Below are 15240 nucleotides of genomic sequence, written 5' to 3' on the forward strand. Positions count from 1 at the left end.
ACATTAATTTACGACAAAACCCTCGTATTTACAAGGGTTTTGAGTATTCTGAATGCGCCTTGACAAATTCAAATCTTGTTTTTAATCTATTAATAATCTAAGTATATTAATTTACGATTAAAGAGAACTAAAAAACAAAGGTATCTTCATTTTTATACTATGAATAGTATTATTCATAGCGACTTTATTCTTATAAATATTAATCAAATCAAATGAACGAGTTTAATTAACGTACTAATTTTTTGTATTTAATACGTTTCGGCATTAAATCGCCACCTAAACGTTTCTTTTTATTTTCTTCGTAATCAGAAAAACTTCCTTCAAAGAAATAGACTTGCGAATCTCCTTCAAAGGCTAAGATATGCGTACAAATACGATCTAAAAACCAACGGTCGTGACTAATTACTACAGCACAACCCGCAAAGTTTTCTAATCCTTCCTCTAATGCCCTTAGTGTATTTACATCCAAATCATTGGTAGGCTCATCTAATAAAAGTACATTTCCTTCTTCTTTCAATGTCATGGCTAAATGTAAACGGTTACGTTCACCTCCAGATAATGTCGCTACTTTTTTATTTTGCTCACTACCACTAAAGTTAAAACGACTTAAATAAGCCCTGGAATTTACTTGACGTCCGCCCATCATAACTAATTCTTGCTCATCAGAAAAATTTTGCCAAATCGTTTTATCTGGATCAATATTACTATGTGCTTGATCTACATAGGCTATTTTAGCAGTTTCACCAACTACAAAAGCTCCTTTATCAGGTTGCTCTTCGCCCATAATCATTTTAAAAATAGTCGTTTTACCTGCTCCATTAGGCCCTATGATTCCAACTATACCTGCTTGTGGTAAATTGAAATTTAAATCTTCATATAACAACTTATCATCAAAAGCTTTACTAACACCAGAAGCTTCAATTACATTGGTACCAAGTCTAGGTCCATTAGGAATGTATATTTCTAACTTTTCGTCGACCTGCTTTTGATCTTGACTCATTAACTTATCATAATTCTTCAAACGTGCTTTTTGCTTTGTTTGACGTCCTTTAGCTCCTTGCTTTACCCATTCTAACTCACGTTCTAATGTTTTTTGACGTTTTGAAGCCGTTTTAGACTCTTGAGCCATGCGTTTAGATTTTTGGTCAAGCCAAGAAGAGTAATTTCCTTTCCAAGGAATCCCCTCACCTCTATCCAACTCTAAAATCCAACCAGCAATATTATCTAAAAAGTATCTATCGTGAGTTACGGCAATTACAGTCCCTTTATATTGTGCTAAATGATGCTCTAACCAATGTACCGATTCTGCATCCAAGTGGTTTGTCGGTTCATCCAATAATAATACATCAGGCTCTTGTAACAATAATCTACATAAAGCCACACGACGTTTTTCACCCCCAGAAAGTGGACCAATTTTTTTGTCGCCATCGGGAGTCCGTAACGCATCCATGGCAATTTCAAGTTTGGTATCTAATTCCCAAGCATCAGCTGCATCAATCTCATCTTGTAAAACAGCCTGACGCGCCATCAACTTTTCCATCTTATCGGCATCACTGTATACTTCTTCTAAACCAAATTGATCATTAATCGAATTGTATTCATCAAGAATTGCAACGGTTGCTGCTGCACCCTCTTTTACTACCTCTAATACCGTTTTTTCTGGATCTAGTTCAGGTTCTTGCTCTAGATAACCTACGGTGTAGCCCTGTGAAAATACCACATCACCTTGGTAGTTATTGTCAACTCCTGCTATAATTTTAAGTAAGGTAGATTTACCCGAACCATTAAGTCCTAAAATTCCAATTTTAGCTCCGTAAAAAAAGCTTAAGTATATGTTTTTAAGTACTGGTGTATTAGCACTCTTATACGTTTTTGTTAACCCCGACATGGAGAAAATGATCTTCTTATCGTCTGACATTTTGCGTTTTTAAAGAATATTGATAATTAATAAATCTACCTTATCAAATACTTAATATAACTGAAAGGTTAAATCTACTCTTGCAAATATCGCATTTATAATAATGGATTCAAATTATTGAATTAGTCAATAATAAATCTTCTAGTGTAAACTGTATTTTCATCTTTTATTTTCAATATATACAAACCATATTCTAAGTTTTATAAATTTATTAACCCTCTTTTGATATACTGAAGTTATTACGATAATATTTAATTCGAATTAAATAAAGCTTAGAGTTTTTTTAATGTCACTCCTCTCCTATTTTTAATTACTTTTGGCATTAGCTAAAAATAATACGATTTACTGATAAGAATTTCGTATAAATATGTTGAATTATTTTTTGCTAGTCTAAGGCAAAAAAATCAAGCATAGCCTTAGCTAAGGTTGTTTTTTTTAACGCAAGAATTGTGAAAAAGAAACAGCATATATGCGAAATTCTTATCAGTAAATCGTATAATACCTAATTAAAACTATGCAAAGAACAGTTAAAGATTACTTTATTATTTTATTAAAAGGTATGGCCATGGGAGCAGCAGATGTAGTTCCTGGTGTATCAGGAGGTACAATTGCTTTTATTTCTGGTATTTATCAAGAGTTAGTTGAAAGTATTTCAAATATCAATCTGGCCCTTTTTAAAACAATCAAAACAGATGGTTTCAAAGCCTTTTGGCAAAAAGCTAATGCTAATTTTTTAACGGCACTTGCTTTTGGAATTATTATAAGTGCATTAAGTGTAATGAAAGTTATGCATTTTTTATTAGAAAATCACCCTATTAAAATTTGGGCCTTCTTTTTTGGATTAGTGCTTGCTAGTATACTTTTTGTTGCCAAACAAATTACTAAATGGAATGCAATTACTATTATTTTATTAATAGTTAGTGCTATTGGCGCTTTTGGAATAACAAAATTAAGTACAATGCAAGGGATCGATAGCACTGCCTTTTTAGTATTAGCTGGAGCAATAGCTAGTTGTGCTATGATATTACCTGGTATTTCTGGAGCATTTATCCTTGTTTTATTAGGTGCTTATGCTACCATTAGTGAATCGGTACATAATCATGATTTAAAAAAAGTAGGTGCTGTAGCTTTAGGGGCTATTATCGGTTTATTATCCTTTTCTAGATTATTAAAATGGTTATTCAACAATTATAAGAATGCTACATTAGCTATACTTACGGGCTTCATCTTAGGGTCGCTCAATAAAATTTGGCCTTGGAAAAAAGTATTAGAATCCGTTGTTATTGGCGATAAAACACATATCTTAAAGGATGATTCTGTATTACCTGGTAATTATGCTGGAGATCCACAAATACTATATGCTATTGGATTAAGCATTTTAGGTTTTATAAGTATTTTAGCATTAGAAAAATTGGGGGAACGAAATAAATAGTATCAATGGCAGAAAACACGCGCACTTTAGCAGATAAAATCCTATTAGTTTTAAAAGGATTAGCTATGGGTGCAGCCAATAAAGTCCCGGGGGTTTCTGGTGGTGTTGTGGCTTTTGTTGCTGGTTTTTATGAAGAATTTATTTATTCGCTTCAAAAAGTAAACTTAAAAGCCTTTAAGTTATTTATAAACTTTAGGTGGGCTAGCTTTTTTCGATACATTAATGGTTCCTTTTTAGGTCTACTAATTTTAGGAATGCTCATTAGTTACTTTAGTGTCTCTAAACTATTAGATTATTTTTTAATTACTCACGAGCTTTATGTTTGGTCTTTGTTTTTTGGAATGATCATAGGATCTGTTGTCTATATAGCACGTACTTTTAAAAATTGGAATGCTTCCACATTATCCTTTTTAGTTAGTGGTACTTTAGCAGGCATTGCTATTAGCTTATTACCACCTAGTACACAAAATGATAATTTAGTTTTTGTGTTTTTTTGTGGTATTATTGGAGTTTCGGGTATGACTCTACCTGGTCTTTCGGGTTCTTTCATCCTAATTTTATTAGGAAATTATGTATTATTATTAGTGGATTCTGTCAATACACTATTTGACACCTTTATTCATATTTTTAATAACGACTATAGCTTTTTTAATGATCCAATCCACATGCGATTATTAACTGTACTTATTGTTTTTAGTGTAGGCTCACTTGTTGGTATGGTTAGTTTATCACATTTATTGGGATATGTACTTAAACAATATAAAAATCAAACTTTTGCTAGTATAATAGGCTTTATAGTTGGTTCACTTGGCGTTGTATGGCCTTGGAAACACAAAATTTATAAATCCGATACAGTAGGCAAACTTTTAATTGATAATAATGGTAATCCTATATTAGATCATTTTGAACGTTATTTTCCAGAATTAAATACCAATACATATATCGCTTTACTTTGGATTATATTAGGGATTGCTGTAGTATTGTATTTAGATTTTATAGGAAATAAAACTACCAAATAATTAAAGCTTCCCGAAAAGGGAAATATAAAAATGAAAAAGACTTACGGTTTATTAGGAAAAAATATCAGCTATTCCTTTTCGGCATCCTATTTTGGTGAACGCTTTGAAAAAGAACAAATAGATGCGAGCTACCAGAATTTTGATCTACAAAATATTGAAGAACTAAATGACGTATTAAAAGCTAATCCCCTAAATGGTTTAAATGTTACCATACCTTATAAACAAGCAATTTTTCCGTTTTTGAAACGCTTAGACCCTATTGCCGAAACCATTGGAGCAGTCAATGTTGTTAAATTTGAAAAAGATGGTAGTTTGACAGGCTATAACAGTGATTTTTATGGTTTCAAAAATTCTTTACTCCCATTATTAGAAAAAACAACACCTAAAAAAGCTTTATTACTTGGTACAGGTGGTGCCTCAAAGGCTGTTGCTTATGCACTTGAAAGTTTAGGGATTGCTTATACTTTTGTTTCAAGAAATAAAAAAGAAGGTAAATACACTTACGAAGAATTGAATCAAAATATCATTGAAGATAATTTATTAATTATTAATTGTACCCCATTAGGTACCTTCCCTAATGTAGCTGCTTGCCCCGATATTCCTTATGAATTTATTACAAGTAAGCATGTTTTATATGATCTTATTTACAATCCTGCAGAAACTACTTTTCTAAAAAAAGGGGCTGAAAAAGAAGCTATAATTAGTAATGGATTGCAAATGCTTATTTTACAAGCTGAAAAATCTTATGAAATCTGGAATTCATAGGCAATATTTTCAATACTATATTTGTGCTTATTTACTCCCAATTTTTATTATCTTTCAAAAATCTAAAATTGAAATCGTTTACCAATGTCTATTAGTGAAAATTTAAATACCGATTTAGAAGCTCAAAATGATGCTGCTGCAGAAAATGAATCATCAACTACGAATGTTGATGAAAAAAGTAATGCTACAGAACCTGAAGCTGCAGAAACTTCAAATATTAATGAGCCTGACGCTACTAATGAAACGGAGGTAAATGAAAATGAAGTACCCACAAAAGAAGCTACCCCTGAAAAGAGTATTGAAATACCAGTTGAGGATTATGCAGCCTTTGGACAAGAAGAACTTTTAGCGAGTTTAAAAAAGCTTTCCAATAGTTATCCTGTACAATTAATAAAGGATCAAGTTGAAGATATTCGTAAGTTTTTTAACAAAAACTTTGACGAAAAGGCCGCTAAAAGTAAAGAAGCCTTTATTGCAGAAGGTGGGAATGAAATTGACTTTTATTTTACAACTCCATTAAAGCGTGAATTTAATGAGTTGTATTTTAATTATAAGGATAAGAAAAACGATTACTATAAAACTTTAAAAACAAACCTTGAAAAGAATTTAAAACATCGTTTAGAGCTTATTGAACAGCTTAAAGAATTAATTTCTTCCAACGAAACGGTAAATAAAAAGTTTAACATTTTTAAGGATATAAAGGAACATTGGCATCAAGCAGGTGCTATTCCAAGAGATCAAAATAATGTAGTTTGGAATACTTTTTACCACCATGTTGATAAATTTTATGAAATAATTCACTTAGATCGTGAATTTAGAGATTTAGATTATAAACATAATTTAGAGCAAAAAGTAAAAATTATTGAACGTGCCAAGGAGCTTACTCAAGAAACAAATATCAATAGGGCTTTTAGAGAATTACAGGTTTTACATAAAATTTGGAAAGAAGAAATTGGACCTGTTGCTAAAGAATATAAAGATTTAATTTGGGATAAATTTAGTGAGCTAACCCGTGAAATACATGATAATCGACAAGCTCATTATGCCGAACAAGACGCAAAGCAAGAAGAAAATTTAGCCGGTCGTAAAGAAATTATTAATCAGATCAACCAACTCACAGAAGTTCCTAAAAATAACCATAATGATTGGCAAAAAGCCATGAAACAGGTGGAAGAACTTCATGATAAATTCAAAAAAGTAGGTCGAGTACCCAACGAATTTAAGAATAGTATTTGGGATGAATTTCGTGCTGCTGAACGTAATTTTAATAAAGCAAAAAACGAATTCTACAAACAAATTAAAGGTGATCAATTAGATAACCTTAAAAAGAAACGTGATTTAATAGCTACAGCAGAAGCTAATAAAGATAGTGATGATTTTGACATTGTAACGCCATTAATGAAGCGTATACAAAGTGAATGGAAATCAATTGGTCATGTTCCTAGGAAAGATAGTGATAAAGTATGGAAACAGTTTAAAGATGCTTGTAATCACTATTTTGATCGAATTAATAATAAAAAAGAAGCTACTAGTGCTGCCCAAGAAGAGGCTTTAGAGAAAAAAGTCGAATTTATTGATACTTTGAAATCATTTGAAGTAACCGATTTGGAATCTGTTATTTCTAAAATAAATGAATGGAAAACATTAGGTAGTGTACCTTATAAAAAACGTAAAATTGAAGAAGAATTTAGCCAAATTTTGGATGCTATGTTTGCCAAACTTAATTTGAATAAAAAGGAGGCTGAATTGATAAAATTCGATAATAAATTAGCGGAAATTACTGCTCAAAATAACGAACGTTTACTGCTTGATGAAAAGTCATTTATACGTAAACGTATGGATGAATTAAAATCTGAAATTCTTCAATTAGAGAATAATTTACAGTTTTTTAAACATGCGGATAAATCAAATCCTATGGTAGCAGATGTTTATAAAAAAATTGATAAATTTCAAAATGATTTAAGTCTTTGGAAGGAAAAGTGGGCTAAAATAAAATCACTTTAATTCTTTTTAATACTAGTATTACAATCCACTTAATCTTATATTAAGTGGATTTTTTAATTTATCAAATGTTATGCAATGCTCCCTGTGCAATAGCACTCATACCCTGCTTTTATTTAAAACAAAAAAACGAACTTATTATCAATGTAATCATTGCAGTACAATTTGTTTGCATCCTGATTTTTATTTACTCCCTACTTTTGAAAAAGAACGCTATGATAAGCATAGTGATGATATTGAAGATAAAGGTTATCAAAATTTTGTTTCTCCTTTAATAAATAGTGTTACTACTAATTACAAAACCACTAATATAGGCCTAGACTATGGTTGTGGTAAAACAGCTATTGTACAACAATTGTTACAACGAAAAGGTTTCTCTATTAATGGTTACGATCCTATCTACTTTCCTAATACAGCCCCACTTAAATTAACCTATGATTTTATTACTTGTTGTGAAGTTGCAGAACATTTTTATACTCCCTTTTTAGAGTTTAAAAAATTAAACCAACTATTGCTTCCCAATGGAAAGCTGTTTTTAAAAACTTATTTATACGACAATACAATTGATTTTGGTACGTGGTGGTATAAAAATGACCCAACACATGTGGTATTTTATACCAAAAAAAGCTTAGAGTTTATCAAAGAAAATTGTGGGTTTAGTCAATTAGTTATACATAATGATCATATCATTTTAAGTAAATAAACCACTATCATAGTTTCTTTTATGATTGAGAGTCACCATCTTTTTCAACATTCATTTTGCTCTTAGCAATTAGCCGCTAACAGTTAGCAATAAATATGTAAAAATCCAAGAGCTAAAAGCTAACTGCTAATAGCTCTTTGTCCTATTTTTAGAAGCTAAAATCGAGATGCGCTAAAGTGCATAGTTTTAACCCGAATTATGCATTGAAACTTTGTCATGAGGCTGTGATATACAATAAATACTAGTGTTTTCTTAATTTCAGCATAGCACCGTTATGGTTAAATTAAAAAACACAGTTTACGATAGTATTTGAAATAGATCGCAGACGTAATAGATTTTTTAATGTATAATTCGGGTTTAACTATTTTTGAGACCAATAAACTAAATCTAAACCGTTGCCATTTATTATTTTAAGTTTAGACATAAGACTTATTTTGCATTGATTACTTTTTGTTTATCGATAGCATTGTAGAACACAAAATTTGTTTAGACAGTTTCCGTATATTTGCAGCAAATTCAAAAACATTCAAATGTCTCAAATTGCAGCGCTGCAAGCAGTATCACCAATTGATGGTCGATATGCTGGAAAAACAAAAGCCTTAAGTGCCTATTTTAGCGAAGAAGCACTTATCAAATACCGTGTACGTGTCGAAATCGAATATTTTATCGCTTTATGCGAAATTCCTTTACCTCAATTACAGGAAATTGATACTGATGTTTTTCCTAAATTGAGAAGTATTTATACTGATTTTTCGAGTGAGGATGCTCTTAAAATAAAAGAAATTGAAAGCGTTACCAATCATGATGTTAAGGCTGTTGAATATTTTATTAAAGAAGCTTTTGACTCACTAGGTTTACAAGCTTACAAAGAATTTATTCATTTTGGATTAACTTCACAAGATGTAAATAATACTGCAATACCTTTGAGTATTAAGGAAGCATTAGCCGATGTATACACCCCTTTATACAATGAATTAGTATCCAAAATCGAAGCTTTAGCTATTGAGTGGAAAGATATTCCTTTATTGGCGCGTACGCATGGACAACCTGCCTCTCCTACGCGTTTAGGAAAAGAATTTGATGTATTTGTAGTCCGCTTACAACAGCAATTTGATCAAATTAAAAATATTCCCGATGCAGCTAAATTTGGAGGTGCAACAGGGAACTATAATGCGCATTATGTTGCTTATCCAAATGTAGATTGGAAAGCTTTTGGAACAAAGTTTGTTGAAAAAACTTTAGGTTTACATCACTCCTTCCCTACCACACAAATTGAGCATTACGATCATATGGCCGCTTTGTTTGATGCTTTAAAAAGAATAAATACTATTATTTTAGATTTAGATCGTGATATATGGACTTATGTATCTATGGACTATTTCAAACAAAAAATTAAAAAAGGTGAAGTAGGATCTTCGGCAATGCCACATAAAGTAAATCCTATTGATTTTGAAAATAGTGAAGGAAATATTGGAATTGCTAATGCATTGTTTGAGCATTTATCAGCTAAATTACCTGTAAGTAGATTACAACGAGACCTTACAGATAGTACTGTTTTACGTAATGTAGGTGTACCATTAGGTCACACATTGATCGCATTTCAGTCTAGCTTAAAAGGCTTGAATAAATTATTATTAAACGAAGCTAAATTAGCACAAGACCTAGAAAATAATTGGGCTGTAGCTGCCGAAGCTATACAAACTATTTTACGTAGAGAAGCTTATCCTAATCCTTACGAAGCCTTAAAAGGTTTAACACGTACAAATGAAAAAATTAATGCTAAAACAATAGCAAGTTTTATTGATACCTTAGAAGTATCTGATGCTATTAAAACAGAATTAAAACAAATAACTCCAAGTAATTACACAGGTATTTAATACTTGAACTCAAGTAATGAAAAAAAAACGCTATAACGATCGATTAGTTTTTTTATTAACACCAATTATTTGTATTGGATTTGTTTTATTGAGTTATAGTGGTTTAATGAATTATAAAGCAGTACAAGCCTTATGGGCTTTACTGCTTTTTTTTTATTGTTATTTAATTTTTTTGATTCTAAAAGATATAAGAAAAGCTTCTAAAAATGCTGATTCAATAAAAGATTAATATCCTTCACATCAGTAAAATTTAACTTAGTTGTAAAGGCATATACTTTAGCTCTCCCCGAACTTTCTTGTTTGATCAATACAAATTCTTTCTGATTTGGTCCAAGCCGTTCATAACCATTTTCATTTAATTTAGTAAAGGAAGCTGTTGCTAAAAATTGCTGAACTTTATTAACCAATAATGCATTACCAGATTTATTTTCATCAGTATATACCTCAAAATGAGTCAAACTTTCTATAAAACTTTTATAAAATTTAGCATTTTCTTCACTTTGAGAAATTTTCACATTTAACAACAAAGGAAATAATTTAGGGTTCATTTCTGTTTTTTCAACAGTACCTACAGCCTCAAAACTAGGGAATTTTTTTACTTGAGCTTGCGTTCCAAAAGCAGTAAAAAATAGGAATACTATAAAAATGTTTTTTTTCAATTTCATTAGTTCTAACTATTTACCAAAAATAACTTTTTAACCTGAATTATGCCTTAGTTATTAAAACTTCATTAGTAATGTTTAAAGTAAATTAATGATCAAAACAATAGTAATCAATAAGTATTCCAATCTATCTCTAGAACATATAAAGTATTTATAAACTGAATATTACAGCTAAAAAAATAACTTTTCCTAATAATTTCAGTTACTAAAAATTTATTCTATTAAGTATAAAATGATATATTTGATAACAAAACACTTGGAATGCTATTTAAACACCCGTCAGTATTATATGCTTTATTTGCATTACTCATTCCTATTTTAATCCATTTATTTAAACTCCGAAAATTTAAAAAGACTGCATTTACGAATGTTGCTTTTTTAGAAAAAATACGCTTACAAACGCGTAAGAGTTCTCAATTAAAAAAATGGCTTGTACTGGCAAGCCGTATGCTTTTGTTTACTGGATTAATTATAGCTTTTGCTGAGCCTTACCTGCCGTCGAGTTCAAAAAAGCAACAGCCAGATAAATATATTATTTATTTGGATAATTCTTTTAGCATGCAAGCTAAAGGTGCCAATGGTCCTTTATTAAAAAGAGCCATACAGGAACTTATTGAACAAATTGACGAAAACCAAACTATTAGTTTATTTACAAATACCGAAATATATAAAGATATTCGTATTCCTGAAGTTCAAAATGAGTTAATGGATATCGATTATGTTTCTGAGCAGTTAACTCCCGATCAATTAAAGCTAAAGTTTAAGCAATTGTCTGATAATAGTAATAATACTGCTTTTATTGCTATTTCTGATTTTCAAAAGCATTCAAATAGTAGCTATGCTAGTTTAGCTAAACTTCCTGTCGATCTTGTAAAATTAAGTCCACAAGAATTAAAAAATGTAGTTATTGATAGTCTGAGTTTAAAAAACAAAAACAATGAATCCATACTTGAAATTTTAGTAACCAGTAATCAGTTTAATGAAAATATACCACTTTCTGTTTTTAATGGGCAAAACTTAATTGGTAAAGCTGAATTAAATTTCACTGAAAACAACACACAAAATATAGAAATCCCTTTACCTAAAAACACTAGTATTAATGGTTATGTCCAAATCATGAGTCCTGGCTTAACTTATGATAATAAACGTTTTTTTAGTGTAAATACACCTCCTAAAGCCAAAGTTTTAGTCATTGGTAATGTTGATAATAGTTTTTTACAAAAAATTTACACGAATAAAACTTTTGAATATAAAAGTACCACACTGCCTAACTTAAATTATGCCGATATAAGTGCTAGTAATTGTATAATTATTAATGAAATCAATGAGTTTTCAAGTGCTTTAAAACAAAATTTAACTTCTTTTACAAATCAAGGTGGTATTTTAACTATAATTCCTCCTGCAAATGAAAGTAATACTCTTGCTTCCTTTTTAAAGCAATCCTATGATATTAGACTTAGTAGTTATACTAAAGTTCCCAAAAAAATAACTCATATCTCTTTTGAGCATCCCATTTTTAGTGATGTATTTTCAAAAAAGATTACTAACTTTCAATACCCTACTGTAAAAGAACAATACGAGATTAAAAACGCTCAAAAAATACTTGGACTCGAGGATAATACTATTTTCTTGGCACAACAAAATAATGTATTTGTATTTTCAGTTCCTTTAAATGAACAAGTTACAAACTTTAAAAAATCTCCTTTAATCGTTCCTTGTTTTTTTAATATTGCAAAACAAAATACACCTACTTCTAAAATTAGTTATCTTATTAATGCCCCTAATGAAATTAACATTAATACGCATCAACAGCATCAAGATAATGTGCTTCATATTAAAAATAATGAGGAACAATTTATTCCATTGCAACAAGCCTATCGAAATTTTGTGAAAATTTCAACTTCAAATATACCTCAAAAAGCAGGAAATTATAATGTGGTTAGTAATGACAGTATTCTTAGTTATCTGAGTTACAATTACTCTACTAAAGAAAGTAATTTAGTCTATGAGGATAGCGCGGCTTTAAAAAACACTACACTAAGTACCTCCGTGACTTCGTATTTTTCTAATGTAAAAGCTACTTTCAAAATTAAAGAATTATGGAAATGGTTTCTTATTTTTGCCTTAGCTTTTTTAGCAATTGAAATCCTGCTTTTAAAATTTCTAAAATGAATATACTTTTTAAATCTGCCATTATTATTGATCCCAAATCAGTATTCCACAACAAAAAAATGGATATTTTAATAAAAAAAGGACAGATTGAAGCAATTTCAAATTCACTTGAAACTCCGGCTGATACTAAGGAAATACAATTAGAAAACCTATGTGTTTCTCAAGGGTGGTTTGATAGTAGTGTTAGTTTTGGCGAACCTGGTTATGAAGAACGTGAAACTTTAAATAACGGACTTTTGACTGCTGCTAAAAGTGGATTTACAGCCTTAGCTTTACAACCAAATACAACCCCTATTGCCGATAATTCAGGTGCAATAGCTTATGTAAAAAATAAAAGCCTCGGTTCTGCAACTAAAATTTACCCTATTGGTAGTTTAACACAACAAGGGAAAGGCATTGATTTAGCCGAATTATATGATATGCATACCCATCAAGCGTGTAGTTTTGGGGACTATAAAAAGCCTATTAAAAATCCTAATTTATTAAAATTAGCGCTACAATATACACAAGGCTTTGGAGGTTTAGTACAATCTTATCCTCAAAATAATGATATTGCTGGCAAAGGAATTGTCAATGAAAATGAAAACAGTACAAAATTAGGCTTAAAAGGTATTCCTAATTTAGCCGAAGAATTACAAATTACACGTGATCTTTTTATTTTAGAATATACTGGGGGTAAATTACACATACCAACTATTTCTACTTCTAAATCAGTCGATCTTATAAAAGAAGCCAAAGCGAAAGGCTTAGATGTCACCTGTAGTGTCGCTGTTCATAATCTTCTTTTTGATGATAGTGCTTTATTCGATTTTAATACCAATTTTAAAGTATTGCCTCCATTACGTACAAAAAAAGATTGTCATTCCTTAATTAAAGGAATTACAGAAGGAACAATTGATATGATTACATCGGATCATTGTCCTATGGATATTGAAAATAAACAAGTAGAATTTGATAATGCTAAATACGGAACAATTGGGCTTGAAAGTGCCTTTGGCGCTTTATCTGTGCTACTTCCTACAGAAGTTATTATAGAAAAATTAACTGCAGCCAGAAATAGATTTTGTGATGCAAATTCTCCAATAAAAGAAGGTATTCAAGCCAATCTAAGTCTATTTACAACCGAAGGCTCATTCCTTTTTGAAAAAAAACACATACATACAACTTCAAAAAACACAGCCTTCACTGGTCAAAAACTTAAAGGAAAAGTATATGGTATTTATGCCAATAACCAATTGGTACTAAATGACTAAATAAATTATGACAAAAAATACAATCTCTGAAAATGCGAAGTTTAGCGCCATAGCAGCTTATTTTACTTTTATAGGTTTAATTATAGCCTTTTTCATTAATCTTGAAGAAAAACACTCTTTTGCTAATTTTCACATAAGACAATCATTAGGTATACAAACCTTATTTTATGCCACTGGAGCATTGTTAGGTATTTTTCCTTCTGTTGCAGCTGGAATTGGTTTTTTAGTTTTTTTTTTTATTATATGGATTTTTGGGTTTGCAACGGCACTAAAAAACCAAACCACTACTATCCCCATTATAGGTGGTTTATTTCAAAAAGTATTTAGTTTTATAAAATAATTATGACAAAAGAATTATCACTACATCACATAGTAAAACCTTCTAGTAAAACTAGCAGCAAACCTGCAGCACTTTTTATGTTTCATGGTTATGGAAGTGATGAAAATGATTTATTTAGTTTTGCAGCTGAACTACCCCAAGAATTATTCATCATTTCGGTACGAGCTCCTCAACCTATGCAACCCTATGGGAATGCTTGGTACACTATACATTGGGATGGTGCTAATGGTAAATTTAACGATACCGAAGAAGCTATTGATTCTCGCGATAAAATAGTCAAATTTATACAAGAAGCCACAGAAGCTTATAATTTAGACGCTACAAACATTACGCTGCTCGGTTTTTCCCAAGGATGCATATTAAGCTTAGCTACAGCCCTAAGCTATCCAAATTTAGCTAAAAACGTTATCGGTTTAAGTGGCTATATTGATCCAGATATGCTAATACCTGGTTATGAAGCTGCTAATTTTTCTAATTTAAATATATTTATTTCTCACGGAACTGTTGATCAAGTTATTCCAATTGAATGGGCACAAAAAACACCTGTATTTTTAAATAACCTAGGTTTTGATGTTAAATTGAATGAATATCCTGTTGGACACGGAGTGGCCCCTCAAAATTTTTATGATTTAAAAAAGTGGTTGATTGAACGTATTTAGAACGTATTAATATAGTAATACGATTTTAATTAAATCTCCAGCTCAATAATTAACCTCTTATTTTAAATGAATTATAATATATGGCTTTGATTTAAAATTAAGTTACATTCATTTAATGCTAAAAATAAGATTACAATTTCATTCTTCTATCCTATAAAAATAAACTAAAGAATTTGTTACTTTTCATAATTGCTTAAGGATTGTCTTAAACTCGAATTATGCAATCAAAAACATATTCCGTATCTAAATCTCTGCAGAATCAAACGCTTCGCTGCATTTTTTGATTTAACCATAGCCGTGCTATGCTAAAATCAAGAAAATATTCGATTTTATTGAGCTTTCAATACTCATAACAGAGTTCTATTTCATCATTGTATTCCCCCGAGCAAGTACATCTTTTGAGATATTCTTTGCTGTATTAGTTTTGTTAAAAACAAAA

13 protein-coding genes are annotated in these 15240 nt (G+C 30.5%); 10 read left to right on the forward strand and 3 right to left on the reverse strand.

The window, feature by feature from the left end; genetic code table 11:
- Nucleotides 1–226 precede the first annotated feature (226 nt).
- Complete coding sequence (gene ettA, locus KQA_RS0217525; RefSeq protein WP_010182908.1) at nucleotides 227–1918, reverse strand: energy-dependent translational throttle protein EttA; 1692 nt, start codon at nucleotides 1916–1918, stop codon at nucleotides 227–229.
- A gap of 122 nt (nucleotides 1919–2040) precedes the next feature.
- The gene (locus KQA_RS21040) at nucleotides 2041–2103 is read right to left on the reverse strand and encodes a hypothetical protein (protein WP_394330935.1); all 63 of its coding nucleotides are present in this window, start codon (nucleotides 2101–2103) and stop codon (nucleotides 2041–2043) included.
- A 329-nt stretch (nucleotides 2104–2432) separates the two neighbouring features.
- On the opposite strand from KQA_RS21040, the gene KQA_RS0217530 reads away from it, so the two are divergent.
- From KQA_RS0217530 to purB, 6 genes are all read left to right on the forward strand, one after another.
- Nucleotides 2433–3350 (forward strand): DUF368 domain-containing protein, encoded by a 918-nt coding sequence (locus KQA_RS0217530; RefSeq protein ID WP_010182910.1) that lies wholly within the window; start codon nucleotides 2433–2435, stop codon nucleotides 3348–3350.
- Between the two features lie 5 nt (nucleotides 3351–3355).
- Nucleotides 3356–4369, forward strand: coding sequence for a DUF368 domain-containing protein (locus KQA_RS0217535; RefSeq protein ID WP_010182911.1), 1014 nt, complete (start codon nucleotides 3356–3358; stop codon nucleotides 4367–4369).
- A gap of 30 nt (nucleotides 4370–4399) precedes the next feature.
- Nucleotides 4400–5134, forward strand: a complete 735-nt coding sequence (locus KQA_RS0217540) for a shikimate dehydrogenase family protein (RefSeq protein WP_010182912.1) — start codon at nucleotides 4400–4402, stop codon at nucleotides 5132–5134.
- Between the two features lie 84 nt (nucleotides 5135–5218).
- Nucleotides 5219–7138, forward strand: a complete 1920-nt coding sequence (locus KQA_RS0217545) for a DUF349 domain-containing protein (RefSeq protein WP_010182913.1) — start codon at nucleotides 5219–5221, stop codon at nucleotides 7136–7138.
- A 166-nt stretch (nucleotides 7139–7304) separates the two neighbouring features.
- Nucleotides 7305–7838, forward strand: coding sequence for a class I SAM-dependent methyltransferase (locus KQA_RS0217550; RefSeq protein ID WP_010182915.1), 534 nt, complete (start codon nucleotides 7305–7307; stop codon nucleotides 7836–7838).
- A 530-nt stretch (nucleotides 7839–8368) separates the two neighbouring features.
- Nucleotides 8369–9715 (forward strand): adenylosuccinate lyase, encoded by a 1347-nt coding sequence (purB, locus tag KQA_RS0217555; RefSeq protein WP_010182916.1) that lies wholly within the window; start codon nucleotides 8369–8371, stop codon nucleotides 9713–9715.
- A 200-nt stretch (nucleotides 9716–9915) separates the two neighbouring features.
- Here purB and KQA_RS0217565 read toward each other — a convergent pair whose 3' ends face one another.
- Entirely contained in the window at nucleotides 9916–10380 is a 465-nt protein-coding gene (locus KQA_RS0217565; RefSeq protein WP_010182918.1) for a hypothetical protein, read from the reverse strand.
- Nucleotides 10381–10638: 258 nt separating this feature from the next.
- Between KQA_RS0217565 and KQA_RS0217570 the strand changes: the two genes are divergently transcribed.
- Genes KQA_RS0217570 through KQA_RS0217585 form a run of 4 tightly spaced genes read left to right on the forward strand, consistent with a single transcriptional unit; the run spans nucleotide 10639 to nucleotide 14801 of the window.
- Complete coding sequence (locus KQA_RS0217570; RefSeq protein ID WP_010182919.1) at nucleotides 10639–12549, forward strand: BatA domain-containing protein; 1911 nt, start codon at nucleotides 10639–10641, stop codon at nucleotides 12547–12549.
- Nucleotides 12546–13802, forward strand: a complete 1257-nt coding sequence (locus tag KQA_RS0217575; RefSeq protein ID WP_010182920.1) for a dihydroorotase — start codon at nucleotides 12546–12548, stop codon at nucleotides 13800–13802. The genes KQA_RS0217570 and KQA_RS0217575 overlap by 4 nt, the downstream gene beginning before the upstream one ends.
- Before the next feature lie 7 nt (nucleotides 13803–13809).
- The gene (locus tag KQA_RS0217580) at nucleotides 13810–14142 is read left to right on the forward strand and encodes a hypothetical protein (protein ID WP_010182921.1); all 333 of its coding nucleotides are present in this window, start codon (nucleotides 13810–13812) and stop codon (nucleotides 14140–14142) included.
- 2 nt (nucleotides 14143–14144) lie between these two features.
- Nucleotides 14145–14801: an alpha/beta hydrolase gene (locus tag KQA_RS0217585; protein ID WP_010182922.1), complete on the forward strand. Its 657-nt coding sequence runs from the start codon at nucleotides 14145–14147 to the stop codon at nucleotides 14799–14801.
- The last annotated feature ends 439 nt before the right edge of the window (nucleotides 14802–15240 follow it).

The sequence above is a fragment of the Aquimarina agarilytica ZC1 genome (genome assembly GCF_000255455.1).
In the GTDB taxonomy this organism is placed as follows: domain Bacteria; phylum Bacteroidota; class Bacteroidia; order Flavobacteriales; family Flavobacteriaceae; genus Aquimarina; species Aquimarina agarilytica.

What these genes read in the sequence shown, in the direction of transcription:
- ettA (WP_010182908.1), bottom strand. Translation starts at nt 1,918, where the DNA reads ATGTCAGACGATAAGAAGATCATTTTCTCCATGTCGGGGTTAACAAAA.
- KQA_RS0217530 (WP_010182910.1), top strand. Translation starts at nt 2,433, where the DNA reads ATGCAAAGAACAGTTAAAGATTACTTTATTATTTTATTAAAAGGTATG.
- KQA_RS0217535 (WP_010182911.1), top strand. Translation starts at nt 3,356, where the DNA reads ATGGCAGAAAACACGCGCACTTTAGCAGATAAAATCCTATTAGTTTTA.
- KQA_RS0217540 (WP_010182912.1), top strand. Translation starts at nt 4,400, where the DNA reads ATGAAAAAGACTTACGGTTTATTAGGAAAAAATATCAGCTATTCCTTT.
- KQA_RS0217545 (WP_010182913.1), top strand. Translation starts at nt 5,219, where the DNA reads ATGTCTATTAGTGAAAATTTAAATACCGATTTAGAAGCTCAAAATGAT.
- purB (WP_010182916.1), top strand. Translation starts at nt 8,369, where the DNA reads ATGTCTCAAATTGCAGCGCTGCAAGCAGTATCACCAATTGATGGTCGA.
- KQA_RS0217565 (WP_010182918.1), bottom strand. Translation starts at nt 10,380, where the DNA reads ATGAAATTGAAAAAAAACATTTTTATAGTATTCCTATTTTTTACTGCT.
- KQA_RS0217570 (WP_010182919.1), top strand. Translation starts at nt 10,639, where the DNA reads ATGCTATTTAAACACCCGTCAGTATTATATGCTTTATTTGCATTACTC.
- KQA_RS0217575 (WP_010182920.1), top strand. Translation starts at nt 12,546, where the DNA reads ATGAATATACTTTTTAAATCTGCCATTATTATTGATCCCAAATCAGTA.
- KQA_RS0217580 (WP_010182921.1), top strand. Translation starts at nt 13,810, where the DNA reads ATGACAAAAAATACAATCTCTGAAAATGCGAAGTTTAGCGCCATAGCA.
- KQA_RS0217585 (WP_010182922.1), top strand. Translation starts at nt 14,145, where the DNA reads ATGACAAAAGAATTATCACTACATCACATAGTAAAACCTTCTAGTAAA.